Source organism: Clostridium sp. M62/1, from assembly GCF_020736365.1.
Classification (GTDB): domain Bacteria; phylum Bacillota; class Clostridia; order Lachnospirales; family Lachnospiraceae; genus Otoolea; species Otoolea saccharolyticum_A.
Genome location: NZ_CP085988.1, coordinates 1,390,052 through 1,414,905, shown reverse-complemented (window position 1 = coordinate 1,414,905; position 24,854 = coordinate 1,390,052). Strand labels below are relative to the sequence as shown.

The 24,854-nt window shown below is 51.2% G+C and carries 19 protein-coding genes and 7 tRNA genes; all 26 read right to left on the bottom strand.

Features of this window, described 5'->3' with window-relative positions:
- Positions 1 to 49 precede the first annotated feature (49 nt).
- Positions 50 to 1,270: an ABC transporter permease gene (locus tag LK436_RS06920; protein WP_008397454.1), complete on the bottom strand. Its 1,221-nt coding sequence runs from the start codon at positions 1,268 to 1,270 to the stop codon at positions 50 to 52.
- Positions 1,264 to 2,166, bottom strand: a complete 903-nt coding sequence (locus LK436_RS06915; RefSeq protein WP_008397455.1) for an ABC transporter ATP-binding protein — start codon at positions 2,164 to 2,166, stop codon at positions 1,264 to 1,266. The genes LK436_RS06920 and LK436_RS06915 overlap by 7 nt, the downstream gene beginning before the upstream one ends.
- Positions 2,163 to 3,623, bottom strand: coding sequence for an efflux RND transporter periplasmic adaptor subunit (locus LK436_RS06910; RefSeq protein WP_227910183.1), 1,461 nt, complete (start codon positions 3,621 to 3,623; stop codon positions 2,163 to 2,165). The genes LK436_RS06915 and LK436_RS06910 overlap by 4 nt, the downstream gene beginning before the upstream one ends.
- Positions 3,624 to 3,909: 286 nt before the next feature.
- A complete protein-coding gene (locus LK436_RS06905; RefSeq protein WP_008397458.1) occupies positions 3,910 to 4,545 on the bottom strand; it encodes an endonuclease III domain-containing protein in 636 nt (211 codons plus the stop codon).
- Between the two features lie 284 nt (positions 4,546 to 4,829).
- Positions 4,830 to 4,900: transfer RNA gene (locus tag LK436_RS06900), tRNA-Gly, on the bottom strand.
- A 330-nt stretch (positions 4,901 to 5,230) separates the two neighbouring features.
- Entirely contained in the window at positions 5,231 to 6,595 is a 1,365-nt protein-coding gene (locus LK436_RS06895) for an NCS2 family permease (protein ID WP_008397462.1), read from the bottom strand.
- A 118-nt stretch (positions 6,596 to 6,713) separates the two neighbouring features.
- Positions 6,714 to 9,089: a trans-4-hydroxy-L-proline dehydratase gene (hypD, locus tag LK436_RS06890; protein ID WP_008397464.1), complete on the bottom strand. Its 2,376-nt coding sequence runs from the start codon at positions 9,087 to 9,089 to the stop codon at positions 6,714 to 6,716.
- A 120-nt stretch (positions 9,090 to 9,209) separates the two neighbouring features.
- Positions 9,210 to 10,139: a glycyl-radical enzyme activating protein gene (locus LK436_RS06885; RefSeq protein ID WP_008397466.1), complete on the bottom strand. Its 930-nt coding sequence runs from the start codon at positions 10,137 to 10,139 to the stop codon at positions 9,210 to 9,212.
- Positions 10,140 to 10,213: 74 nt separating this feature from the next.
- Positions 10,214 to 10,286, bottom strand: a tRNA-Lys gene (locus LK436_RS06880).
- 11 nt (positions 10,287 to 10,297) lie between these two features.
- Positions 10,298 to 10,370: transfer RNA gene (locus LK436_RS06875), tRNA-Gln, on the bottom strand.
- 20 nt (positions 10,371 to 10,390) lie between these two features.
- Positions 10,391 to 10,464: transfer RNA gene (locus LK436_RS06870), tRNA-His, on the bottom strand.
- Positions 10,465 to 10,505: 41 nt separating this feature from the next.
- Positions 10,506 to 10,579 (bottom strand) — tRNA-Arg (locus tag LK436_RS06865).
- Between the two features lie 105 nt (positions 10,580 to 10,684).
- Positions 10,685 to 10,755, bottom strand: a tRNA-Gly gene (locus tag LK436_RS06860).
- A gap of 7 nt (positions 10,756 to 10,762) precedes the next feature.
- A tRNA-Pro gene (locus LK436_RS06855) sits at positions 10,763 to 10,837 on the bottom strand.
- A 401-nt stretch (positions 10,838 to 11,238) separates the two neighbouring features.
- Entirely contained in the window at positions 11,239 to 11,733 is a 495-nt protein-coding gene (locus LK436_RS06850) for a metallophosphoesterase family protein (protein WP_008397469.1), read from the bottom strand.
- Positions 11,730 to 12,338: an RdgB/HAM1 family non-canonical purine NTP pyrophosphatase gene (gene rdgB / locus LK436_RS06845; protein WP_008397470.1), complete on the bottom strand. Its 609-nt coding sequence runs from the start codon at positions 12,336 to 12,338 to the stop codon at positions 11,730 to 11,732. The genes LK436_RS06850 and rdgB overlap by 4 nt, the downstream gene beginning before the upstream one ends.
- A gap of 109 nt (positions 12,339 to 12,447) precedes the next feature.
- On the bottom strand, positions 12,448 to 14,223 hold the full coding sequence (locus LK436_RS06840; RefSeq protein WP_008397472.1) for a lectin like domain-containing protein: 1,776 nt from the start codon (positions 14,221 to 14,223) through the stop codon (positions 12,448 to 12,450).
- Positions 14,213 to 15,385: a THUMP domain-containing class I SAM-dependent RNA methyltransferase gene (locus LK436_RS06835; protein ID WP_008397473.1), complete on the bottom strand. Its 1,173-nt coding sequence runs from the start codon at positions 15,383 to 15,385 to the stop codon at positions 14,213 to 14,215. Before LK436_RS06835 ends, LK436_RS06840 begins: the two co-directional genes overlap by 11 nt.
- Before the next feature lie 84 nt (positions 15,386 to 15,469).
- On the bottom strand, positions 15,470 to 15,820 hold the full coding sequence (locus tag LK436_RS06830) for a rhodanese-like domain-containing protein (protein WP_008397474.1): 351 nt from the start codon (positions 15,818 to 15,820) through the stop codon (positions 15,470 to 15,472).
- 332 nt (positions 15,821 to 16,152) lie between these two features.
- Positions 16,153 to 16,356, bottom strand: coding sequence for a hypothetical protein (locus tag LK436_RS06825; protein WP_008397476.1), 204 nt, complete (start codon positions 16,354 to 16,356; stop codon positions 16,153 to 16,155).
- Between the two features lie 331 nt (positions 16,357 to 16,687).
- Positions 16,688 to 17,395, bottom strand: coding sequence for a C40 family peptidase (locus LK436_RS06820; protein ID WP_008397481.1), 708 nt, complete (start codon positions 17,393 to 17,395; stop codon positions 16,688 to 16,690).
- 228 nt (positions 17,396 to 17,623) lie between these two features.
- Positions 17,624 to 18,490, bottom strand: coding sequence for a carbohydrate ABC transporter permease (locus tag LK436_RS06815; RefSeq protein ID WP_021965437.1), 867 nt, complete (start codon positions 18,488 to 18,490; stop codon positions 17,624 to 17,626).
- 1 nt (position 18,491) lies between these two features.
- A complete protein-coding gene (locus LK436_RS06810; protein ID WP_008397484.1) occupies positions 18,492 to 19,445 on the bottom strand; it encodes a carbohydrate ABC transporter permease in 954 nt (317 codons plus the stop codon).
- A gap of 154 nt (positions 19,446 to 19,599) precedes the next feature.
- Positions 19,600 to 20,934 (bottom strand): ABC transporter substrate-binding protein, encoded by a 1,335-nt coding sequence (locus tag LK436_RS06805; RefSeq protein WP_021965439.1) that lies wholly within the window; start codon positions 20,932 to 20,934, stop codon positions 19,600 to 19,602.
- A gap of 273 nt (positions 20,935 to 21,207) precedes the next feature.
- Positions 21,208 to 22,356 carry a double-cubane-cluster-containing anaerobic reductase gene (locus tag LK436_RS06800; RefSeq protein ID WP_008397487.1) on the bottom strand — a complete coding sequence of 383 codons (1,149 nt, stop codon included), beginning with the start codon at positions 22,354 to 22,356 and terminating at the stop codon, positions 21,208 to 21,210.
- Between the two features lie 811 nt (positions 22,357 to 23,167).
- Positions 23,168 to 24,850 (bottom strand): alpha,alpha-phosphotrehalase, encoded by a 1,683-nt coding sequence (treC, locus tag LK436_RS06795; protein ID WP_008397493.1) that lies wholly within the window; start codon positions 24,848 to 24,850, stop codon positions 23,168 to 23,170.
- Positions 24,851 to 24,854 lie beyond the last annotated feature (4 nt).

Below are 24,854 nucleotides of genomic sequence, written 5' to 3'. Positions count from 1 at the left end.
TTCTTTCGCCTGCCGCCTCTTCTATAAATTTTAGCCGTTCTCCGGGTCCCTATTCATAGCGGAGTGCGTCGATGGGGTTGGCCAGCGCCGCCTTTCTGGCCGGGTAGAGGCCGAAGAAAATTCCGACCACTGCAGAAAACGAGACGGCCAGAATCACCACCGTCGGTTTTACCACCGCCTGAACTCCCAGAGCTGCTCCGGCAGCCATGACAAGACCGGAGCCAATCAGAATCCCGATCATCCCTCCGCAGGCTGACAGGATCGCAGATTCCGTGAGAAACTGTACCATAATATCCCGGGTTCTGGCTCCCAGAGCCTTCCTGATTCCGATTTCCCTGGTGCGCTCCGTCACTGACACCAGCATGATATTCATAATGCCGATTCCCCCCACTAACAGGGAGATCGCAGCGATTCCTCCCACTGCCGCCGACAGCCCTGACATGAGAGAATCCACCTGACCCATCTCCTCCATGGCAGTCTGCACCAGCCAGTCCTCCGGCTCCCTGTTCTTAAGCTTTGCCACATAGAAGGCCAGATTGTCGTAAAACCGGGTCAGTTCCTGGGATGTCATGGACTCATCCGCATACAGACGGCAGCCGTAAAACCGGTCATTGGGCCAGGTCAGAAGCGTCCACGGGATAAAAGCCGCCCCTCTCTCCTCGCTCACCCCCATCATCAGCTTCTGGAAGGGGCTCATCTCCTTCTCATAGACTCCCACCACCGTAAACTCCTTTACCTCCCCGAACAGTACAGTCCGAAACTGCCTTCCCACCGCATTGTCTGTGTGGAAGAAATTTCTGGCCGTATCAACGTCAATCACTGCGTTTTCCTTTCTCCCCTTAACGTCAGCTTCGTTCAGATATCTTCCATATAAAATATCTACCGGCTGGACATCGATGTAATTGCAGTCAATTCCCTCATAGTCAAACTCCATCTTGTCCGCCCCTGAGACGGCCTCGGCCGAGGTACTCATGGAGCTGTCAATATAGGCAATCTGGTCCCCAAATACATTCTTAATTTTCTCCAGATCATCCATGGTAAAATAGTCGCTCTCCCTCACATCATCCACCCAGTAGCCGATGGACACATAGGCCTGCGTCACTCCCACATCTCTGTACAGGCTGGAAAACAGCTCTCTCATGGTGTCTCCGATGGAAACGATGGAGATAACGGAGCCGATTCCTATAATGATGCCCAGCATCGTAAGAAAAGAGCGCAGCTTGTTGGCCCGCAGGGCAGAGAAAGCCATCTTCATATTTTCAATTAACATTCCTCCACCTCCTTCGGCGTATCCTCCCGGCCGGTCCTTCCTCTCCTCTCGTCGCTTATGATCCGCCCGTCCCGGAAGCGGATAATGCGTTCCGTGAAGGCTGCTATATCCTCCTCATGGGTGACGACAACCACCGTAGCCCCCTCCCTGTGAAGCTCTGAAAAGAGCTCCATAATCTCCAGAGAAGCCGCCGTATCCAGGTTTCCGGTGGGCTCATCCGCCAGAATCAGAGGCGGATCATTGGCAAGGGCTCTGGCAATCGCCACCCGCTGGCGCTGGCCGCCGGACATCTCATTTGGCATGTGCTCCGTCCTTGCCCCCAGCCCCACACGTTCCAGCAGCCGTATAGCCCTCTCCCTTCTCTCATGCTTGGGTACATGGGCGTAGGTCATGGGAAGCTCCACATTCTCTCTGGCCGTGGTTCTGGAAATCAGGTTGAAAGACTGGAATACGAAGCCTATCTTCTGATTTCTGATCCGGGAGAGCATCCTGTCATCCATGGCGTTGATATCAATGCCGTCCAGGTAGTAATGGCCGATCAGAGGCCGGTCCAGACAGCCCAGGATATTCATAAAGGTAGATTTGCCCGAACCTGACTGTCCCATGATAGCGACAAACTCGCCTCTTTTTATGGTCAGGTTTATATTTCTGAGGCCCACAACCTTCATAGCTCCTGTATCGTATATCTTGCACAGATTTACAACTTTGATCAGCTCATCTGTCCCTGTCCCGGCTGTCCGTCCGTTTTTTCTCCCGGCTGCAAACAGCGTCCCGGCTTTCCGGGCCGCTCTCTCTGCTTTCTGGCTGAGCTTAAATCCCCTGCTTCCAGGACAGAGCTGTCCCGCCGTATTTTCTCTTTTTTTCTTTTCCTCACAGCTCTTTTTTGCTCTTATCATACCGGCACCACTTCCATTCCCTCGGAAAGTCCCTCAGGGGACAGAAGCACGGTCATTCCCTCTGTCAGCTCCTCCCCTGCAGCTGCAGCAATCTCCGTTTCCAGATCGCTCTCAACTCCAGTGGTCACAGGGATAAGATGAACCAGGTTCGTCCCCTCCTTCAAAACTGCAATCTGTTTTCCTCCATCCTCCTCCGTAAGAATCGCAGAGGAGGGAATTTTAAATACATCTTCAGCCCTCTCCGTCACCACCGTGGCCCTGGCTGTGATCCCGGCAATCAGTCCGCTCTTCGGATCATCAATGGTCACAGTAGTGGGAACTACACGTTCCGTGGACCCGCTTCCCACCTTCTCCTCTCCTGTGGGGGAGATGGAGGAAACCGTTCCCTTCACCGTCCTTCCGTCCAGAATATCAGCTGTGATTTCTACCGGAAGTCCTACAGAAATATCTCCCACCGAATACTCGCTGACCTGGAGCTCCATCTCAAGCTGATCGAGGTTTTCCACAATGAACATGGGCTTTTCATCCTCCGGCTTGTCTGCAAACTGTCCCACCTTGGAATTAACACGCACCACGGTTCCGGCTATGGGACTTTCCACCTCTGTCTCCTCCAGATCCTTCTTCTTCTGATCCAGCTCAAACTGGGCAGACTGTACCTTCAGCTCATAGGACTTATCCGGCACTGCCTGGCCGTTTTCCACCGTATAGCTCTCCATCTCTCTCCTGGCATCATTCAGCCCATTGCTTACAGCCTCAAACTCAGCCGAGGAGACAGCGCCTGACTCAAACAGCACCTTGTTTCTGTCGTAATTCAGCTTGGCTGTGTTGTAGTCCTGCACCGCCTTCTCATATCCGTTTCTCGTGTCGCGGATATTTTCATTGTACTCGCTGACAGCCAGCTCATAGGAATTCTGGGCAATATCCACTTCCTTCTGGGCATCTGTGCGGTCCAGAACAGCCAGAACCTGGCCTTTCTCCACGCGATCGCCCTCCTTTACCCGGATTTCCAGAACCTCGGCGTGGAGATTGGAAACCACATCTGCGCTGTCTGTACCGGAAATCGGCCCTGTCAGAGACAGGGTAGAAACCACATCTCCCCTCTCAAGCGGCATAGACGCCACCGCCGGCGCGCTGCTTTTTCCTCCTGCCAAAGCCCGGAGCACGAGAACTGCCGCTGCCACGGCCAGAACTGCCGCACCGCACTTTTTCGTTTTCGGAGACCAGTTCCTGATATTTTTTACAGCTGCCAGAGAAGAGCGCCTCTTCTTTTTTTGCTCCTGGGGCTGATTCAGGAGCGTCTCCAGCTCCTGCTCCATCTCCTCCTCACTTTTTTCTTCTGCAAACATGGCTTTCTCTGTGCCGGGTTTCATTTCTGTGCCTCTGTCCTTTTCTGATTTATCCCTGCTGTCCGCACGGCCCTTTTTCTTTATTTTTTCCATCTGACTTTTATACCTCATTTCTGCTTCCTGCCCCTCCAGCTGATTCTGCTCCTTCAAATGATTCTGTTCCTTCTGGTTTTCCTGTTCTTAAGAAAGCTGCCCTCTGCCCTGTCTCTCAGGGCAGTCATAAGCCTTCTATTTTTTGAAACGAGCCATGTGAGCTGATAACTTCAAAAAATTTGCAGTTTGATCTGAAAAGTCTTCGCTGGCAAAGTTTCACAGGAGGGGAGCTGTTCCTGCTTTAAATGAAAGGCACCAGTTCTATCCTCAGCGTGCCGTCCTCTGTCAGCACTGCCCGTTTTCCCTATACGCCGTTCTTGGCACATATATCTGCCAGACAGCACCTGTCGCAGTGGGGCTTCGTTCTCGCTGTGCATATGTCCCTCCCGTGGTAGACAAGGCGGTGGCAGAAATCGCTTCCCTCCTGAGGCGGAACCAGCTTCCAGAGCGCCATCTCCACCTTTTTAGGCTCCTTGATTCCGTCCACAAGTCCCATGCGGTTCACCAGCCGGATACAATGGGTATCGGTGACTATCGCCGGCTTCCCGAACACATCTCCCATAATCAGGTTCGCGCTTTTTCTCCCCACGCCGGGCAGAGACAGCAGGGCGTCAAAGCTGTCGGGAACCCTGCCGTCAAATTGATCCCTGAGCATTTTCATGCAGGCGCTGATATCCTTTGCCTTGCTGTGCCCCAGGCCGCAGGGCCTCACAATCGCCTCAATTTCCTCCACCGGCGCCTCTGCAAGGGCGTTCACATCCGGAAATTTCTCATATAAATCCTTTACCACCACATTCACTCTGGCATCTGTGCACTGGGCTGCCAGACGGACGCTGACCAAGAGCTTCCAGGCGTCATTGTAGTCCAGTGTGCAGTCCGCATCCGGATATTCCTTCTTTAACCGGTCAATGATTTCCAGAGTAAGTTCTTCTTTTGTCATACTATGGCTCCTTTCAGAGTATTTTTAATTTTTTCTATTTTACGACAATCTGTGGAGAAAAGAAAGAATTTTCACATGAATCTTAAAAAACAAGAACCGGTACTGAGAGGCACAGGTGAGAGAACGGGAAGGCAGATGGCTGCACACCCTGAATCCGTGTTGCATTCGTGTTGCAAAAACACCGAAAAATATGTGCGGAATACCGCAATATGGTTACGCTTAAAACAAGCGAAAACCCCTGTAAATAAAGGAAAAATCCAGTATTTACAGGGGCAAATAAAAAGAGCAGATAACGGGAGTCGAACCCGCCTTTCCAGCTTGGGAAGCTAGCGTTCTACCGATGAACCATATCTGCATAGTGCTAGTATACCACTTTTTCGCATTTATTCAAGCAGAATTTTCAAATTTTTTATGCTTTTTACCAAATTTGTTTGCACTGTCTGTCACAGCTGCTCCCTGCAATATGATATGATACTGTTTGCAAAAAAAGAACTCTTTTTTCTCATTTCATCAGCAGCACGATTGAGCATAACGTGGATTTGTCTGCTTTTCCTGCCTGTACCTGCTCTGCCCTGAGGAGAGCCCGGCCGGACAGTCATCCGGACGGGTCCTCAGCCAGAGCCTTCCCTGAAAAGTAAAGCAAAGCTTTTTCTCTGCCTCAGGAGACAGCCGCCGCAGCTCCATTTTAGAGGAAAATATACTTCAGCACAAACAGAAGCGCCAGCACATACATCAGCGGTGTATTCTGCCTGGCTTTTCCTGCCAGAAGATGAATCAGCACATAGGAGATAACGCCCATGGCGATTCCCTCGGAGATGGAGTACATGAACGGCATGGCAAAAATGGCAATAAAGGCCGGGATGGCCTCCACCAGATTCTCCCACTCAATCTTTACCACCTGCTGCATCATCAGGAATCCTACCACTACAAGAGCCGGAGCTGTGGCAAAGGACGGGATCGCCAGAAAGACCGGTGAAAGGAACAGGGCAATCAGAAAGAGTCCACCTGCTACAATCGAGGTCAGTCCCGTTCTTCCTCCCTCCGCAATGCCGGATGAGGATTCCACAAATGTTGTGATGGTGGAGGTTCCCAGAACAGCTCCCACTGTCGTTCCGACGGCATCCGCAAACAGAGCTCCCTTGATTTGCGGCAGTTTTCCATCCTTATCAAGCATGTCTGCCTTGGATGCGCAGCCGATCAGAGTCCCCAGGGTGTCAAACATGTCCACGAACAGGAATGCAAACATAACAACCACAAAGTTCAGCGTTCCCACAACGGAGAAGTCCAGCTTCATGAAAGTGGGGGCCACACTTGCCGGCATGGAGAACACTCCGCTTGGGAAAAGGCTGTAGAATCCGGCCTCCGGATTCGGAACGTAGAGCCCCACAGCCTGGCAGATCATTCCCAGAATCCAGGTGGCGAGGATTCCGATCAGAATGTTTCCCTTCACTCTCTTTATGAGAAGCACCGACGTAATGATAATTCCGACTAAAGCCAGAAGAACGGTGATCCCCTCTGACTGAAAGGTTCCGGCCTCCACAGAGCCGCGGAAAGAAAAGACCGTGACAAGGGTGGAAGAATCCACCACAATGTGGGCATTCTGCAGGCCGATAAACGTGATGAAAAGGCCGATTCCCACTGCCACTGCGATCTTGAGGGTGGCCGGAATCGCATTGAAGAGAGCCTCCCGGACATTGGTGAGGGAGAGGATGATAAAAATAATTCCCTCCGCAAACACAGCCGTCAGGGCAACCTCCCAGCTATACCCCATGCTTCCGCAGACCGTATAGGCAAAATAGGCATTCAGTCCCATACCGGCAGACAGCACAAAGGGCAGATTGGCAAACAGCGCCATCAAAAATGAGGCAAGGGCTGAAGCCAGAGCCGTCGCAGTAAATACTGCCCCTGAATCCATCCCGGCACCTTCCGGGCCCAGCATGGACGGATTCACTGCCAGAATGTAGGCCATTGTCATAAAGGTGGTCACTCCGGCAATCACTTCTGTCTTGACATCCGTTCCATGCTCCTTGAGTTTAAAAAACTGTTCCATACTCCTATCCTCCTGTGAAATTTTCCGTATTCTCCCCTCTATTCAGCAGAAAATACGGCGTATTAAAGGAAACGAACTCTATTGTAACAGATTTCACAGGAAATTGACAGCACATTCTCTAATTAAAGCTCTGCTCCGTCCTCGCGATGATCTCGTCCTGAAGAGCCCTGCTGAGATTCCGGAAATGGTCACTGTAGCCGGCAACCCGGACAATGAGATCCCTGTAGTCTTCCGGATGCTTCTGAGCCTCCAGAAGCGTCTGGCGGTCAATGACATTGAACTGAATGTGGTGGCCGTCCAGGTTGAAATAGGTGCGCACCAGGCTTGCCATGTTGTCGAGCCCCTTCTCCCCGGCCACATTGGACGGGGTGAATTTCTGGTTCAGCAGAGTTCCCCCTGTGCTGATCTGATCCATCTTGGACGCTGAGCGGATCACGGCCGTCGGCCCGTGGACATCTGCTCCCTGGCTCGGTGAAATTCCCTCTGACAGCGGTTTCCCAGCCAGCCTTCCGTTTGGCGCAGCCTCCATCACCTCCCCGAAATAGACATGGCAGGTGGTGGGAAGCATATTGATCCTCCACTGGCCTCCCCTGCTGTTGGGCCTTCCGGTTACGGCTTCCCGGTAGCTTCTGAACACTTCCTTCATAATTTCGTCTGCATAGTCATCGTCATTTCCATACTTGGGCGAGCGGTCTGTGAGCAGGTGGCGGATCACCTCGAAGCCTTCGAAATTGCGGTGGAGCGCCTCCATCAGCTCTCCCATACCGATGTCCTTTTTCTCAAACACATGGTACCGGATCGCTGCCAGAGAATCGGTGATGGTTCCGATCCCCACTCCCTGCAGGTAATTGGTGTTATAGCGGGCTCCTCCGGCGTTGTAGTCCATTCCCTTTTTAATGCAGTCGTTTGTGATGATGGACAGGAAGGGAGCCGGCATGTAGTTGGCATAGATGGCCTCGATCACGTTGGATCCCTTCACCTTTATGTCAATAAAATACTCCATCTGCTTTTTGTATGCCTCAAACAGCTCCTCGTAGGAGCGGAAATCCTCCGCATTTCCCAGCTTCAGGCCCAGCTGTTTTTTCGCAACCGGATCCCAGCCATTGTTCAGGGTAATCTCAAGCACCTTCGGGAGATTGAAATAGCCGGTCAGGATATAGGCCTCATTTCCGAAGGCTCCTGTTTCCACACAGCCGCTGGTGCCTCCCCGCCTGGCGTCATCGATGGATTTTCCCGCATTTAACAGCTCCTGGATAATCTCCTCCGTATTGTAAAAGGCTGGCTGGCCCCATCCCTTCCTGGAAATCTCACAGGCCCTTTTCAGAAATTTCTGAGGGGTCTTCCGGCTGATCTGCACATTGGAGCTGGGCTGAAGCAGACGCATCTCATCCATACAGTCCAGAATCAGATAGCTGACCGGGTTTACCCCATCCTCGCCCTCCGGCGTGATTCCCCCTGTGTTGATGTTGGCAAAGTCGGTGTAGGTTCCGCTCTCCTTCAGAGTCACGCCCACCTTGGGAGGCGCCGGCTGGTTGTTGAATTTTACCCAGAGGCATTCCAGAAGCTCCTTGGCTTTCTCGTCATCCAGGATTCCCTCTTTTACATCCTTTCTGTAGAACGGATACAGATGCTGGTCAAGGCGCCCCGGGCTGTAGGCGTCCCACGGGTTCAGTTCTGTGGTCACTCCCAGGTGGACAAACCAGTACATCTGGATCGCCTGCCAGTAGGTCTCTGGCCTGTGAGCCGGAACTACATCGCAGTTTTCAGCGATCTGAAGAAGCTCCTGCCTCCTTATTTCATTCCTCTCCTGCTTTGCCATCTCTCTGGCAAGAGCCGCATACCTTCTCCCCAGAGTCATAATCGCGTCACAGCAGATACTCATGGCAGTCAACTGCTCCCGCTTTTTCAGTGCCTGCAGATCGCCGGCATAGTCCAGAGCATCCAGGGCATCCTGAATGTCCTTCTTATAATCCAAAAAGCCTTTCTGATAGATTTTTTCCGAGCCAACCGTATGTCCCGGCCCTCTCTGCTCCATAAATTCTGTGAAAATTCCTGCGCTGTAGCATGCCTTCCACTCCTCGGACATAGACGAGAGAATCCTGTGTCGGATGGAACGCTTCTCCCAGAAGGGAATAATCTCCTCCTCCTGGATTTTCAGATCCCTTTCCGTCACCTGAAAGGAAATCAGCTCCCTGTCGTTCATGATCCTCATGTCCTCCACGGTGTGGCAGCACAGCTCCGGGAAGGTGGGCGCAGACTGAGGGCCGTCCCCCTTCTCCCCTACGATCAGCTCCCCGTCGCTGATGCACAGCTTCCGGTTCTCCATAAAATGCAGAAAAGCCAAAGCTCTCATCTCCGGCACAGAGACGGAGCCCTCATACTTTTTATAGGCCTCTGTTTCCAGCACCGCCCGCTCCAGGCAGATTCTCGGCTCCGTGTTCTCGCTCTGTCTTCTGAGCATTCTGATCCGCTCATTCATTCCTCTCTCTTCCATTCTGCTCCTCCTCCACTGTGTATGATCGATTCTTTCTTTATATAAAAAGCCTTTTCAGGATAATTCTGTGTGCAGTGTTTTTCCTTTAATAAAGCATCCTTCCGGACTGTCCCTTACGGCCTATCCGCCGTTCTGTACCTCTCCCTCCCGAAAGCCCGCCTGCAGCCAGAGGGCCTTCAGCTCCTCCATCCGCTCTCCCGTGGGAACGGAAAATTCCATGCTCTCGGCTCCAACCCGCACAGCCTTGTCTTTTCCTGTGTTGTGGTAGGGCAGCAGGCTGATCTTAACGGGCTTTGCATATTCCTTTACGAAACGGATGATTTTTCCCATCTCCTCATCGTCTCCGTTGACTTCGGGAATGACGGGAACTCTTATATGGACTCTGGCTCCGGCAAGGGTCAGGTTCTTGAGATTTTCCAGGATTCTCTCGTTGGAAACGCCTGTGTATTCCCGGTGGAGCTCAGGCGTCACAGCCTTAATATCGTACAGGAAGGTATGGATATAGGGAAGCACCCGCTCAAACCTCTCGAAGGGAGCCTCCCCGCAGGTATCCATATTGACAGGGATTCCCTCGGACTGCAGCCTCACAAGAAGGTTCTCCATATAGTCCATATCCTGAGCCATAGCCTCCCCGCCTGACAGAGTGACTCCGCCGCCGGAATCCTCGTAAAACTGGCGGTCCTGCCTGAGGATTCTCACCAGCTCCTCCGCCTCCATCTCCTCCCCGACGATGCTCCTCGCATTGGAGATACAGAAGTCGGTACAGCTTCCGCAGGCCGTGCAGAGAGCTCTGTCTGTGACAGCGATTTTCTGCATTCCGCCTTCCTGTACTTTTACTGCAATCCCCTTCTCCGGACAGACCGCAGCGCATCTTCCGCAGCCGGAGCACCGCTCGGAAAAGAACATCAGCTCCCGGTTCCAGGATCTGCTCTCCGCATTGTGGCACCACCTGCAGGAAAGGGGACAGCCCTTGAAAAATACAGTTGTCCTGATTCCGTCTCCGTCGTGGACGGAAAACTTCTGAATATTGATAATAAGAGGTTTCTTCATATCTGCCCTTCTTTCACCGTGATACAAAAATAGCGGAAAACCTTTTTTAAAGGTTTTCCGCTTACTTTCAAGGATGAGGCATCGGGGATTCGAACCCCGGACAACTTGATTAAAAGTCAAGTGCTCTACCGACTGAGCTAATACCCCATAGCTGTAAACTGGGCTAGTTGGATTCGAACCAACGTGATGCAGGAGTCAAAGTCCTGTGCCTTACCGCTTGGCGATAGCCCAACAAAACCCTGTTCAGGGAAGGTGGGTATAGGGATTCGAACCCTAGGCCTCCAGAGCCACAATCTGGCGCGCTAACCAACTGCGCTATACCCACCATAAAATGAATCCGAAGGGAGTCAATCCTTTCGGATTCGACGAGCCTGAAGGGATTCGAACCCCCGACCCACGGCTTAGAAGGCCGTTGCTCTATCCAGCTGAGCTACAGACTCATATTTTTAATTGTGTAGACTGCCAAACCAGTTGACATTTTCACTTTTTCCTGCCGCTGACGAACCGCCAACTGCTTTTGTGCATCTGCTTTCGCTTCTGCACAGAGCGGGTGATGGGAATCGAACCCACGTATCCAGCTTGGAAGGCTGGTGTTCTACCATTGAACTACACCCGCATATCCATCGGGGTGACAGGATTCGAACCTGCGACTTCCTGGTCCCAAACCAGGCGCTCTAGCCAAACTGAGCCACACCCCGTCATCCGATATGGATGCTTTTTTATGGAAGCTTTCTTTCAGAAGTTTTTTCTGAACCGCTTCGTTTCAAGCAAGGATTATTATATACTATGGCAACCCTAATGTCAACATTTTTTGCAGGTTTTTGCGTCTAATTTTAACCCATATTTTACCAGTTTTATCTGAAAATTGTAGAGTCAATTTTCAATATAGCTCCTTTTTTCATGTTATACATGACTGTTTTCATAAATTATTCTTTTTCCTGTTCTCATCCTCCCGTGCCCGTCAGGAGACTTTTTTCTTCAATTTTTTCTCCTCTATCAAATTAAAAGAGGAGAGCTGTGCGCTGCGCTCCCCCCTCCTGTTTGCTTCTCTGCCTGGCAGATCTTCTTTTTTCCTTTTTTTACTTTCTTTACGCATGTTCTACAGAAAACAAATCTGGAAAGAAGCCTTTCCCGAGCCGTCCACTTCCATAATCATGTAGCTGGGCCTTCTTCCCTCCTGGCGGGGGAAGGACAAGCTGCCCGGGTTCAGAACCGTGATGCCGTTCCTGTCTTCCAGAAAAGGCTTGTGGGTGTGTCCAAACATGGCGATATCTACGCCTCTGGAGCGCGCTTCTTCCTCCAGACGCTCCGGCCCGACCGACACACTGTAGAAATGGCCGTGTGTGAGAAATGCCCGATACGGCCCTATGGAAATCTCCTTTTCCCTGTCAAGGCAGGAAAAAAAGTCGTTGTTCCCGAGAACCATGTGCACCTCACAGTTCTGGTTCTGCTCCAAGCACCAGGATGTAATCAGTTCTTCACTGCCCTCGCCGTCCCCCAGATGAATCAGCATATCAAACGGAGCTGTCTGTTCTATCACCTCCTGTAGATTTCCGTTGCGGCGGTGTGTATCGCTCACAATTAAAATTTTCATTTCTCCATTCCCCCAAGTGCCTCTTTCAGTTTTTCCTTTATCAGCTCCAGGGCCTTTCCCCTGTGGCTGATCTTGTTTTTTTCTTCTATGTCAAGCTCTGCGGAAGTTTTCTGATATTCCGGCAGATACAGAATCGGGTCATAGCCAAAACCGCCGCTGCCGGCAGGCTCATAGGCGATCCTTCCCTCCATGTACGCCTCTGTGAGAAGCTCCCTGCCGTCCGGCAGCACAGCTGCGATGGCGCAGGCAAAGCGCGCGCTTCTCTCCTCCTCCTTTGCCCCCGCAAGGCGCTCAATCAAAACACGGTTTTTCTCCGAATAGGAGGCATCTGCCATATACCTGGCAGAATAGACGCCCGGCTCCCCGCCCAGATAATCAATGACGAGGCCCGAATCATCCGCCAGAACCAGCCCTCCTGTTTTCTCCCACACTGCTCTGGCCTTGATAGCTGCGTTTTCCGCAAACGTCTTTCCGTTCTCCTCAATATCGCCGTGAAATCCGGCCTCAGCCATGGAAATAACCTCCATTCCCAAATCTCCCAGAATCAGGCGGATTTCTCTCAGCTTTCCCTGGTTGGATGTCGCAAAAATAAGTTTTTCTGCCATGTCTCTCCTCCTGTACTTTACTCCATATTTTCCGCAGATTCCAATTTACTGTCTCTGCTTTACGGCTCTTTTGCCTTTATTTACTGTTTTTCCTTTGTATCGCTCCCGTTCACTGTCCCCTGACAGTCCTGGTGTAGGCTTTCAGGCACACATTGCAGCTCTGCTCGGTTTCCACCCGATCCCAGGCAGTTCCGCGAAGGCTGATATAGCCTTCCCCATCGCTTAAATCCACCTGCGTCGGCAGGTCAGGCCCATTGTACTCGATGGCAACGGGATGGACAGAACCCGGTGTGCGGATACTCACAATCACTGCGTAGCGCTCTCCCTTTTTCAGATCCACAGGGTGTTCAATATCTATGGTATAAAAGCCGGCGTTCTCTATCCTGCCTCTGGCCACGGATTTCCTTCGCCCGAAATCAGCGCTTCCGGAGGCATCATTTACCACATAAACCTCGTACTGGGTATCCTGATCGGTAGCATAAAAGCCGACGGCGCACAGCTCTTCATCCTCCCTGGCCTCATAGATATTTGCAAAGAAGGCCTCCTCTTTCCCGTATCCAAGCTGCCCTACCCAGCCGCACAGATCGGTCTGGTAAATGTGGTCGTAATTGTCCGGGGTGTCCACGCGGCTGTAAAGAATATTGTGGATTCCGATGTTGGAATCATAGTAAGACACGTAAAAGTATCCCTCGTCCCCGAACGCTCCTCCCCAGCTGTTGGCACAGATAAAAGCCCCGTCTCCTTCCGGAGGAACCGGAAAATTTTCTTTCGGATAGCGATCATCCCAGCCGATAATTACAACATCGTGGTTGGGTTTTCTGTTTCCCGCATAGCAGTAGGCTCCTTCTTCCTTATTATAATACTCTGAGTTTTCCTCCCCATCGGCCATGGAAGTGTAGAGAGAACTCTGCACCCCTCCCGTAAAATAGACGGCTCTCTTGATTGCCTCATAATCCTTCTTCGGCAGGACCTGTATCTCCTGAACGTGGCGCACCGGAGTAAGGCCAGGCGGCGACCAGCTGTCCCCGTAGGGATCGTCCTGTTCCAGCACCGGTCCCTGCCAGGCCAGAAGATAGGCCATGGACATGGTGTACTCCCCGCCGTCGTTCTGGTTCATGCGGAAACTGTTCCTGATGGACATGTGATCCTCAGAAAAGTCAAAGGATTTTTCCGGCAGCAGCCGGCTCTCCAGAGCCATCAGTGAGGCAAAAGCCCAGCAGGTTCCAAGGCTTCCCTGGTTTTTCACCGTCGGTGCCCTCCCTCTCAGCCTGTAGTCGTAAACCTCCGGAAGCTCCTCAAGCTCCGGCCTTAAACCGGTGAAGGAGAGAATATTCTCATCTGGCTCCCAGCTCATCTCATAAGAAAATGCTTCCGAGACTGCCTGGGCAGAAACCCACAGTTCTCCCTCCTCTTTCGTGATAGCATCAGACAGAGCCACATCCCGCTTTTCGGACTGTTCCATCCCCTCGAAAACGCCGGTCTGACCTGCATGGCTGTCCTTTTGGGAAGCTTCTGTCACTGTCATCCGCTTTTCTCCCATGATGATTTCTGCCATCACCGTATTTTTCTCCATAACCAGAGAGGTCTGTCCGTAAATGTGTGCAGTGCAGGAAAAAACCTCTGTAAGCTCTGAGACAGGGAGCAGAAAGCTGCCGGTGGCCGTCATGACAGCAGGGTGTGACATCTTTTTCTCTTCACCGTCCACAAAAATTCTGATTCCTTTTCTGTTGGCCTCCTCAGACACCATTTCGTACCATTCCTCCGGATAACTTCCGGCAGTTTCTCCCTTCTTCACATCCTCCACAGAAGAAAGAACGCTGAAATTCAGCGCACAGAAAGCTGTAAAAATCACCGTCAGCAATAGTACAAACTGTTTACTCCTCAATCTTCTCTCCCGCCTTCCGCCTCGGCGGCTTCGGCCCCAGGAACTGATAGAAATACGTTTTCATCATTCCATTGTAAATCTTCCTGTTTTTGTCCGCCTTCCTTCCAATATACTTTTCTGTATTTTCATAGGAAGTAATCAGGTACATGGACCAGGAATCCAGTTCCCTGAACCTTTCTCCAATCTGGCGGTACAGCTCAGGCAGGTTCTTTTTCTCCTCAATTCTCTCGCCGTAGGGCGGGTTGGAGATAATAAAGCCGTATTTTTTCGGATGGCTAAGCTCTGACACCGGACGCTGCTGGAAATGAATCAGGTGATCCACTCCGGCCCGCTTTGCATTCTCCCTGGCAGCCCGCACGATCTCCCCATCCACATCGTAGCCCTGGATGTCCACCTCCACACTGTCATCAAGCAGCTCTGTGGCCTCGTCCACAGCATTGTACCAGTGCTTCCTGGGAACCAGGTTTCTCCAGCTCTCAGCCAGGAAGGAGCGGTTCATTCCCGGAGCCATATTGGCCGCAATCATGGCAGCCTCAATGGGGAAGGTTCCGCTTCCGCAGAACGGATCCACTAAAATTCTGTCCTTTTTCCATGGAGTCAGAAGGATCAGGGCTGCAGCCAGCGTCTCCGTGATAGGAGCCTTGCTGGTCAGCGTCCGGTACCCCCGTTTGTGGAGTGAATCACCGCTGGTGTCAATGCCGATTGTCACCTGATCTTTAAACAGAAATACCCGAAGCGGGTACTGGCTCCCTGTCTCCGGCAGAAGCTGCTGCCCCAGATCATACTCCTCCTGAAGTCTCCTCACAATAGCCTTCTTCATAATCTTCTGAATATCCGAAGGGCTGAACAGCTTGCTTTTAATGGAAGACGCCTTGGCCACCCAGCACTTGCCGTCCCTTGGTATGTACCGCTCCCACGGGAGTGCTCTCGTCTTTTCAAACAGCTCGTCAAAGGTCACTGCCGTAAAGCTGCCCACCTTTAAAAGCACTCTCTCTGCTGTCCTGAGAAATACATTCGCCCTGGCGATGGCCTCCGCATCCCCCTCGAAGGTTACGCGGCCATCTTCCACCAGGGTGATCTCATAGCCTAAATCGGTGATCTCTTTTTTTAAAACTGCCTCCAGGCCGAAGTGGCAGGGGGCAATCAGTTCAAATCGCTCCAAAACTGTTTCCTCTTATCTTTCTTATTTCAATACTTTCTTATGGTTTATCCGCAACTCTTATTCTAATTTAAGCACTTTCTCCTGTCAATGCACTTTTCCGCCGGGATCAAAGGGCTCCTGGGAAAATCCTCCGCAGACCAGATTATGTCCCCGGTAGTAGGAAAGGCCGTTGGCCACGTCAAATACCTGATAGCCCATCCGTGAGAAGCGGATGCTGGCCTTTAAACTCTCGCTTCCTCTGGCGCAGTAAAACAGCACAGGTCGGTCGCATGGAATCTCCTGGGGATTCTCGAGGAGGCTCTCCAGCTCCCGGTTAATCGCTCCTCTGATATGTGAACGGCGGTAATCGGCGGGACTTCTCAGATCGACAATTGTGCCCGGAAAGCCCCGGTCGAGAAACATGTCAAGCCGCCTGACTGGTATCATCTGATACATTGCCGTTTCTCCATGTCCTCTTTACCCTATTATATTCACAGCCTGTACTCTGTGTTCCTCCATCCTTCAGCCCCTTCTGTGCAGGAAAAAGCCGTCCCGCAAAAGCTGCCAAACAGAGGCAGAGTCTTTGCGGGGCGGCCTTCCCCATTTGTCCTTCGTGTCCGATGATGCCGTATTTTTTCAGCAGTATTTTCCTTCAGTCCTAGTATTTTTCTGAATTTCTCAAACCGATGGTACACACTTCCTGCATCTGCCCATACCCTTTCGGGAAATCTGCTTCAGCCCTTCTTCAGACTGCAGACTCCTTACAGCAGAAAACAGGCTTTCAGCTCTTAATAATTATTGCGGCTGCTGTTGTCGCAGTCATTGGAGCTGTTTCTGCTGCTGTTTTTTGAGGAATCTCTGTAAGAATCCCTGTAGCTGTCCCTGTAATTGTCCTTGCTGGTATTCTGGGATCTGTTCTGTGACTTATTCTGGCTGCTGTTCTGAGAATTGTTTCTGCAGTCGTCTGCATTGTAGCTGTTTCTGTTTGCCATGTTCATTACCTCCTAACTTTAATGACTACACAGTCAGTATGGCTTTTGAAATGCTCCTTTATGCAGAAAAAACTTCCATTTTTTTCCGAAAATAAAAAAGTGTGCGCCTTGGCGCACACTCGCGCCGAGCGCGGTTGCCTTCAGGCAACATCTACCTTGCGTGCGAGTGCGCATCAACGTCATTTTCCTCTCCAACCCAGTGCGATCCCCGCGGAGCATTTTTCTATAACAGGGAACGAAGTTTCCTGTTATAGAAAAAAAGGACAGCGGCCCCAGTCCGGTTCGTCTCCGGCGGGCCGCTGCCTTTCTATTTCTTCTGTTTCCAAAATCATTATCCGAGAACATTGACAATTTTCACCGGATTTCTGTAAGTCCACGGTGAAATCTTGATGCCTGTCTTTTCTGTAGATGCATGGACGATCTGGCCGTCTCCTATGTAAAGGCCCACATGATTGATCCGGCTTCCGTTTGCGTAGAACACCAGATCTCCCGGCTGCATCTGCTCTGCGCTCACCGGAGTCCCCTGGGTAGCCTGGGAGCGGGAGGAACGGTTCATGTCAACGCCTCCTGCATGTTCCAGCACATAGCTGGTAAAACCGGAACAGTCTGTTCCTGTGTTCGGATCAGAGCCGCCGTACACATACGGATTTCCGAGGAAAGTAAGGGCATAGTCCACCACGTCCTGCCTGATGTCTGACTCTTCCTCCGCAACCTGTCCGTCTTCGCTGATCACTGCAGATTTGCCATCTGCCAGAAGATATCCTTCCGTTCCGTCCTCGGAGCAAATCTTTACCCAGCCGTCACTGCTCTCCTCAACTACTTCGTATGTATCACCCTGAACTGCCTGTCCGACTACTTCGGATTCCTGGCTCTTCCCTGAATAGAGGGAGAGCTCCTGGGCTTCCACCGTCACCACCGCAGAGCCTTCATCTGTACCCGTCTGTGCCTCATCAGCTCTGGCTGCAGCCGGATTCATCAGACACACAGCAGAACAAACGCAAAACATTCCCAACAGCTTTAATCCTTTACTTTTAATCATCCCGAAACTCCTGACATCTTTATTCGGCCCGCAGCCGTGACTTTTCTCTCACACCGTCTTATCTTCTAATGCTTTCGTTTCCGTCCACTTGTATTTTTCAAAAGTTATTAACTTTTTCTTTCTAATTGTTACATAATTGTTAAATATGTTACGGTGTTATTATATTTACTTTTTTTACTGCTGTCAAGAAAATTGGGACGGTTTATATTTATTTAATAATTTCACTCATTATCCCTTTGCAGCTCCTCCCATCATTCCGCTTACCAGAAATCGTCTGAACAGAAGTGCCAGGACAGCCGGCGGGATGATGGCGATCAGACCTCCGGCAGCTGTCAGACCATACTGAATGGAATCCTTTGTCATAAATTCGCTGGTAACGATGGCAGCCGGCTTTGTCTCCAGGGAGGATGCCAGAATCAGCGGAATCTGGAACTGGTTCCACGCGCTCAGAAACATAATGAGCGAGCAGGCCAGAATCACAGGCCCGGAAACGGGAAGTACAATCCGAAAAAATGTTCCCAGATTTCCGCAGCCATCCACTCTGGCCGCCTCCAGAATTTCTCTTGGTATGGTGGAAAAATAATTGCACATCAGCCAGGTGCTCATGGGCAGAAAGGAACTCACATAGACCAGAGCCAGCCAGAACTGGCGGTCTAACAGATCATGCTCCACAAAAATCCGGAACAGAGGAATGATGGTCGCAAATACAGGGATCACCATCGTGATCAGAAGTGCATTCTTGAACCATTTTCTCCCCGGGAATTCCATCTTGGTGAGGGTATATGCCGTGATCAGCGCCAGGGGAACTCCGATGACAAGGGTCACCGCTGCCGCCGTCAGGGAATTTTTGAGACCTCTGAACAGGCGGATACTGTGGCTTGTAGTCATGCTGAACAGGTTTTCGTAATTGCTCCAGACGAAGGTTTCAGGCAGCATATTTTTTGTATTGGTAAACATCTCATACTCCGGTGTAACGGATACGATAAACGCCCAGACAAAGGGCCCCAGCGTCAAAATAAGAAGAACGGCCGCTGACGCCCAGTAATACCAGGGCTGCCGCTTGAGGGAGCGGCTCTTTTGGGACTGTCTTTTCACGTTACCCCTCCTCTCCCCATGGGCTGTCCGAACCGGCATGGGCTGTTTTCTTTCTCTTCTTTTCTTCCCCTCTGTCTCTGCCCTGTTCCTCCTGGTTCATACTTCTGAGATAGAAAAAGCCCAGCACTGCAGCGAGAAGCATAATCAGATAGGTATAGGCACTTCCTCTTCCATAGTTCATAAAGGAGAAGGTGGTAAGATAGTTTTGAATCAAGAGGTTCTTTCCCAGATCACTGTAGCCGGACAGGGCCACAATCTCGTCAAACAGGTTGACGGCGGTGATGGAGGCAGAGGTAAGACCGATAAGCACAAAGGGTCTGGAAAGCGGAAGCGTTATGTGAAAAAAGGATTCGATCCGTCCGCAGCCATCCAGTTTTGCCGCCTCGTAAAGTTCTTCCGGGATGGTTCTTAGTCCTGAAAGACAGACAATAGCGCAGAAGGGAATGCTCCGCCACGCAGCTACAATTCCTGCTACCGTAAGAAGCAGCCAGCGGTCAGCCAGCCACTCGATGGGAGCATCTATGAGGCCCAGCATCAGCAGGAGCTTATTCATGAACCCGTAGCCGGAATGAAACACAAACCTCCAGATTATGCCGTTTACAATGGGCGGCATGGCCCAGGGAAGAATGGCAGCGGCTGTGAGAAGTCCGGAAATCTTTGTGTCCGCATTTAAGATCAGGGACACCAGAAGTCCAAATACAGTCGTAAGGCCGGCTACCAAAACGAGCAGATAGGCTGTGTTCTGAAACACATACCAGAATTCCCTGGATTTTAATATCTCAATGTAATTTTCCGCACCTATAAAGTGGGTGTTCTGGGGAGCTGTCAGCTTCATCTCCTTTAGGCTGTACGTAAAGGTCACAGCCACCGGATAGAATACCAGCATGATCATCAAAAGCGCAGCAGGAAGCAGCAGCGCGTAGGGGAGAAGGGCATCTGACTTCTTTTTCCTCATTCTGTATTCTCCTTCAATCAAAAGGGATGCCGTAAAAGCCCTCCTGAAAGGCTCTCACAGCATCCCCTTTTTTCGTGTCAGTATCTTAAAACCAGTTTCTTATGTGTCTGGCATCGCCGTTTTGCCGTGCCTTTCCATTATACTCCCGATTCTTTTATTTTGCCAGTTCATTTACCTTTTCATTCATGGCTGCAAATGCCTCCTCAGGCGTCTGCTCTCCCAGCACCATACGGTTGATGTTGTTGAAGATTGTATTGCTCATCTCTGCATAGTAGTCCGGCACACCGTTGGGGAACGGGGACTTGATGAGCTTGGCCATATCGAGCATCGCTCCAGGATTTGTGATAGTTCCGTCCTCGATCAGAGCCTCCAGCACGCTGTTTCTGGTGGGGATGGAGCCGTTGGCTGTATAGAGAGCCTTCTGTGTTTCCGGTGAGCTGTACCATTTTACAAACTCCATGGCTGCTTCCTTGTTCTCAGAGAAGCTGGAAACACCGACAGCCTCCGGAAGAGGCATTGTCTGAGCTGCCGTTTTGTCCTTTCCGGGAAGCATGATCGGAACCACATCTCCTACCACACTGCACTCGTTGGGATCAGAGGAGAAGCGCACAAATTTTGTGGGGCCCACCATGAAGCTTGCTTCCCCGGATGTGATCTTTCTGTAAACATCCATTCCTGTGGCTGTCTTGATGGCTGGATCCGTGTAGCCCTCCTGAACCATCTGGTTTTCAAAGGTAAGAGCGTCTAATACAGACTCCTCATTCAGTGTATTGTCGTCGTTGAACACAACTCCGTTTCTCGCAAATGCCATCCACATCATAGAGGTAGTCGCAGACTCGTCGGCATTCATCGGCATTGCATAGGGATATTCTGTGATTCCCTGCTCCTTGATAGCCTTCATGGCCTCGTAAACCTCATCCCATGTCTCTGGAGCCTTGTCAATCCCGGCCTGTGCGAAATGCTCTTTATTATAGTAGGCAATCCGGTAATCATTGGCATAGGGAACGGCCAGAATCTGTCCGTCAATCATAAAGGTTTCCATGGACGGCATGTCGGCCATGTCCTCCTCGCTCATCTCAATCGGCTCTAACCAGCCTGCACTGTTCATCTCGCCGACCCAGGACCAGTCTACCTCGATTACGTCAGCTGCCGCCTTGCCGCCAACTGCTGCAATGGATACCTTATCCCGGATGTCATCCCAGCTCACTTCGTTCATCACTACGCTGATTCCCGTTTCCTCTGTAAACTGGGCAAGCAGCTCTTCTCCTGGATTTCCCCAGTCCGGAACCATAACGGTAATTTCCGTTCCTGCCAGATCGCTTTTTTCCTCTGCTGCATCTGCGCTCTCAGAGGCCTGTGCGTCTGTCTCTGCCTGTGTCTGAGCTGCTGTCTCTTTCGTTTCCTTTGCAGTATCAGCGCTTCCTGAACAGCCGGTCACTGCTGCCGCCAGAACTGCCGCCGCCACTGCACCTGCAAATTTCTTTTTCATAGTACTTCTCCTTTTGTCTGTCTCCTTTGTTTCCTGACGGCACAGAAAACAGTCCTTCTGATTCCTGTGCTTCTCACATGACTGCATCTGCAGTCCATTCTCTCCCAGTATAAGCAGGATGCCCTGCAAATTCAAGATTCCTGCAACGATTCGCCATTCAAAATTTGCATCTGCAGAGATTATCTATCGTTTTTTTCTATAAGCCTCAGCATCCCGGCCTTCTTTATCCCTGTTCCCATGAGCTTTGCATTTCTGTTTCTGCCCTCTGCTTCTTTATCCGTGCAGCGTTTCCAGAAGTGCCTCAAGTCTTGTGGCAATCTGGCCCTGATCAGAGCGTGAATAATCTGTCTCAAGCATCAGATAAGGAATATTTTCTTCCTCCACTGCCCTTTTGACAAAATGCGCCTCGATATTATAGGTATGGCAGGACTGAAGAATGATCTCAATTACCGCATCAGCCTGATAGTCCCGGATCATATCTTTTATATAACCCATACGGCTGGTATTGGGGCTCATGACAGAGCAGTTAATATTCAGATACTTCTTTGCCAGGGCATCAAATACAGGAAGATTTTCATCTACCAGCTCCACTTTTTCTCTCGTGCCGCTGCAGGAATCAAAAGCCACCACATCAGCGCCCATCTCTTCCACTGTCTTTATAATCTTGTCTCTGACTCCTGCATTGGGGCAGCCTGTCACAAGAATCCTCGGGCGATCCGACGGCTTTCCTTTGTAGTTCTCTTCCCAGTCCCTGAGAACCTCCTCTGTTCTCTCATCTACCAGGCGGATTCTCTCCTCCATATCAAAGTTAAAGGCCAGGGAATCGGCCCGGGTTCCAATCTCATAGCCGGAAATGGGAGCCGGATTCAGCTTGCCAAGCTCCATAAACCGCAGCATGGAGCGGCGCTCCCTGTTTTTTATACGGATTGCCTGGCGAATGTCCTCCTCTGTGATTTCAATTCCGTAAAAATCCTCCAGCTTCTCCTTCAGTGCGATGATTTCTTCCTTCCATGCCTTGAGCGCTCTCTCATTTCTCCCCGACGGAAGCTGCATCACATAGGTTTCCTTCAGCTCGTTCATCAGCTCAAACATCTTCGTCTTTCCGTCGCAGGTCGTTTCACCTACAATCAGATCAGCGAAATAGAAATACGGACAGGTATCTGTCAGAGCAAAGCCATAGCTGGCCTTAATCAGAGGACAGAGGTTGCGGGGCAGCTTCGTCTCAGCCGCAGTGATCGGCTGTTCACTGGAGGCGCAAAGAGATGCGCTCACGGCCCCCGCTGCCATCAGGATTTCTACCGGCACGAAGGAACAGAAGATCCCTACCACTCTCGCCCCCTGTTCCTTTAACTCCTTCATCTTTATAAATCCTGCTTTTCTCGCCTCATCGTATGTAACAAAATTTTCCGGCAGTTTCATCATGCTGTTTTCCCCTCCCTGGTATCTTTTATGAAACAGCTGTTTTCACAGCTATCTTATTTCCCCTCTGTCTTTAAAATTCCATCTGATGCCGGAAGCTGAAAGCTGCAGCCTCCGGCAAAACTTAGGCGCCCGGCTTTCAGCAGTGAATGCTGAAACCGGTTTGCGCAGGTATAATGCCCGCTCTGCGGCCATTATGTCATATCCTTCGGATATGCTATTCTCTCCGAGGGTTGCGCACTCGCCGCAGTGGTGTTTTGGCTCCCTTCGGGCGCCAGCGGCTCGGCGCAGGTATAATGCCCGCTCTGCGGCCATTATGTCATATCCTTCGGATATGCTATTCTCTCCGAGGGTTGCGCACTCGCCGCAGTGGTGTTTTGGTTCCCTTCGGGCGCCAGCGGCTCGGCGCAGGTATAATGCCCGCTCTGCGGCCATTATACCATAAGTCCTTCGGCTGTACAGGGGGGAGTTTCTGGGGGGAGGGAAAGGGATTTTTTCTGAATTGGAAAGTTTTTTCGTGGGAGAGCTTCCCTGATTTTTTCTTCCAGAAGCCCAGTCGGGCGGGAGCAATCCCTTATATTTCCTGCATTTTCTGCATTTTTCAGGAATGCTCCCGCCCGACTGGACTTTGATTATTTTTGTTCTGAGGTACTGTTTTACTTATTGATTTTTTCTATTTGCAGCTTCTTTTTACCTGAATTTTCTATGCCTGATCCGGCCCTTTCTCCGGCGGCGCCTGTATATTTTTCTGCCTGGCTCTCTGCCTTGACTCTCCTATGCCTGCCGGCTGATTTCCTTCTGCCTCCTTAGGCTGTTACGCCTTCTTCTCTTCCAGGAGCGCTCTCACCTCAAACGGCCGGAGCGGCGTCTTAGCAGGCTCTGCGCTGTCCGTCCCGGCAGCCGGTGCTGTTTCTGCCTCCCAGTTTCCGACAAGCAGGCGGGCCTTTTTGCTGTACTCCTGCTTCGCACCCTCGAATTCCTGGCACATACCTGAAAAATTGCAGAGCACTGTCAGCTTTTCCTGAGAATTCTCCCTGACATAGCCAATTACCTTTTCATTTCCCGTCTCCAGGAACCGTACGGAGCCTTCCGAGATGACGCTGTGCTCTTTTCGCAGACGGATCAGCCTGCGGTAAAAGTTCAGGACAGAAGTCTTATCTTCTCTCTGGGCCTCCACATTGATCGTCTCATAATTGTCCGGCAGGCTAATCCACGGCTCTGCCTCGGAAAATCCTGCGTTTTTCCCGCTGCTCCACTGCATGGGCGTACGGCTGTTGTCCCGGGAGCGGGCCTCGAGAATCTTCAGGGCCTCTTCCTCTGTCTTCCCCTCGGAAAGCATAATCCTGTAGTAATTCAGGCTCTCCACATCACGATAGCGGCTGATGTCATGGTAGTGAGGATCTGTCATGCCAATCTCCTCGCCCTGGTAGATATACGGAGTTCCCCGCAGCAGGTGGATAAAAGCCCCGAGCATTTTGGCCGACTCTTTCCAATATTTCCTGTCATCTCCAAACCGGGTCACAATTCTGGGCTGATCGTGGTTGCACCAGAAAACGGCATTCCAGCCGCCATGCTCCTCCATCCCCTCCTGCCAGGTCTTAAACAGCTGCTTAAGCGCCTGCAGGTCTGGCTCTTTCAGTTCCCATTTATTTCCATTCCTGTAATCCACCTTCAGGTGGTGGAAGTTAAAGCACATGGAAAGCTCATGCTCCGCTGGGTTAGAGTAGCGGATGCAGTTTTCCAGAGTGGTGGAAGACATCTCTCCCACTGTCACCATGCCGTCAATGCCGGAATCCCGCACCAGCTCCTTCAAATACTCGTGAACTCTCGGCCCATCTGTGTAAAAGCGGCGGCCGTCTCCCTCCTCGTCGTTCTGAAAGCAGTCCGGTTTTGAGATCAGGTTTACCACGTCAAACCGAAATCCCTCCACCCCCTTATCTTTCCAGAAACGGAGCACCTTTTTAAGCTCCTCCCTGACCTTCGAGTTTTCCCAGTTCAGGTCGGCCTGCGTCACATCAAACAGGTGGAGGTACCACTTTTTCAGTTCCGGCACGTACTGCCACGCATTTCCTCCGAATTTGGATACCCAGTTGGTGGGCGGTTCCTGCCCCTTCCCATCCCTGAAAATATAGTAGTCCATATATTCCGGATCTCCTGCCAGAGCCTTTTTAAACCATTCATGCTCGGTGGAGGTGTGGTTAAACACCATGTCCAGCATCAGACCGATTCCCCTCTTTTTTGCCTCCCGCGAGAGTTCCTCAAAGTCCTCCATGGTGCCGTATCTGGGGTCCACAGACAGATAATCCGCCACATCGTATCCGTTGTCATTCTGCGGAGAAATGAAAAACGGTGTCAGCCAAATGTAATCGGCTCCGAGAAATTGAATGTAGTCGAGTTTTTCCGTCACTCCCCTTAAATCACCCAGTCCGTCCCCATCTGTATCCCGGAAGGATTTAGGGTAAATCTGATATATCACCTTATCCTTAAAGCTGTTCATCTGT

Bases quoted from the DNA above. Each gene is read 5' to 3' on its own strand.
- LK436_RS06905 (WP_008397458.1), bottom strand. From the start codon at position 4,545: ATGACAAAAGAAGAACTTACTCTGGAAATCATTGACCGGTTAAAGAAG.
- rdgB (WP_008397470.1), bottom strand. From the start codon at position 12,338: ATGGCAGAAAAACTTATTTTTGCGACATCCAACCAGGGAAAGCTGAGA.
- LK436_RS06920 (WP_008397454.1), bottom strand. From the start codon at position 1,270: ATGTTAATTGAAAATATGAAGATGGCTTTCTCTGCCCTGCGGGCCAAC.
- LK436_RS06810 (WP_008397484.1), bottom strand. From the start codon at position 19,445: ATGAGGAAAAAGAAGTCAGATGCCCTTCTCCCCTACGCGCTGCTGCTT.
- LK436_RS06850 (WP_008397469.1), bottom strand. From the start codon at position 11,733: ATGAAAATTTTAATTGTGAGCGATACACACCGCCGCAACGGAAATCTA.
- hypD (WP_008397464.1), bottom strand. From the start codon at position 9,089: ATGGAAGAGAGAGGAATGAATGAGCGGATCAGAATGCTCAGAAGACAG.
- LK436_RS06885 (WP_008397466.1), bottom strand. From the start codon at position 10,139: ATGAAGAAACCTCTTATTATCAATATTCAGAAGTTTTCCGTCCACGAC.
- treC (WP_008397493.1), bottom strand. From the start codon at position 24,850: ATGAACAGCTTTAAGGATAAGGTGATATATCAGATTTACCCTAAATCC.
- LK436_RS06805 (WP_021965439.1), bottom strand. From the start codon at position 20,934: ATGAAAAAGAAATTTGCAGGTGCAGTGGCGGCGGCAGTTCTGGCGGCA.
- LK436_RS06895 (WP_008397462.1), bottom strand. From the start codon at position 6,595: ATGGAACAGTTTTTTAAACTCAAGGAGCATGGAACGGATGTCAAGACA.
- LK436_RS06915 (WP_008397455.1), bottom strand. From the start codon at position 2,166: ATGATAAGAGCAAAAAAGAGCTGTGAGGAAAAGAAAAAAAGAGAAAAT.
- LK436_RS06800 (WP_008397487.1), bottom strand. From the start codon at position 22,356: ATGATGAAACTGCCGGAAAATTTTGTTACATACGATGAGGCGAGAAAA.
- LK436_RS06910 (WP_227910183.1), bottom strand. From the start codon at position 3,623: ATGAGGTATAAAAGTCAGATGGAAAAAATAAAGAAAAAGGGCCGTGCG.
- LK436_RS06825 (WP_008397476.1), bottom strand. From the start codon at position 16,356: ATGGCAAACAGAAACAGCTACAATGCAGACGACTGCAGAAACAATTCT.
- LK436_RS06820 (WP_008397481.1), bottom strand. From the start codon at position 17,395: ATGATTAAAAGTAAAGGATTAAAGCTGTTGGGAATGTTTTGCGTTTGT.
- LK436_RS06830 (WP_008397474.1), bottom strand. From the start codon at position 15,820: ATGTATCAGATGATACCAGTCAGGCGGCTTGACATGTTTCTCGACCGG.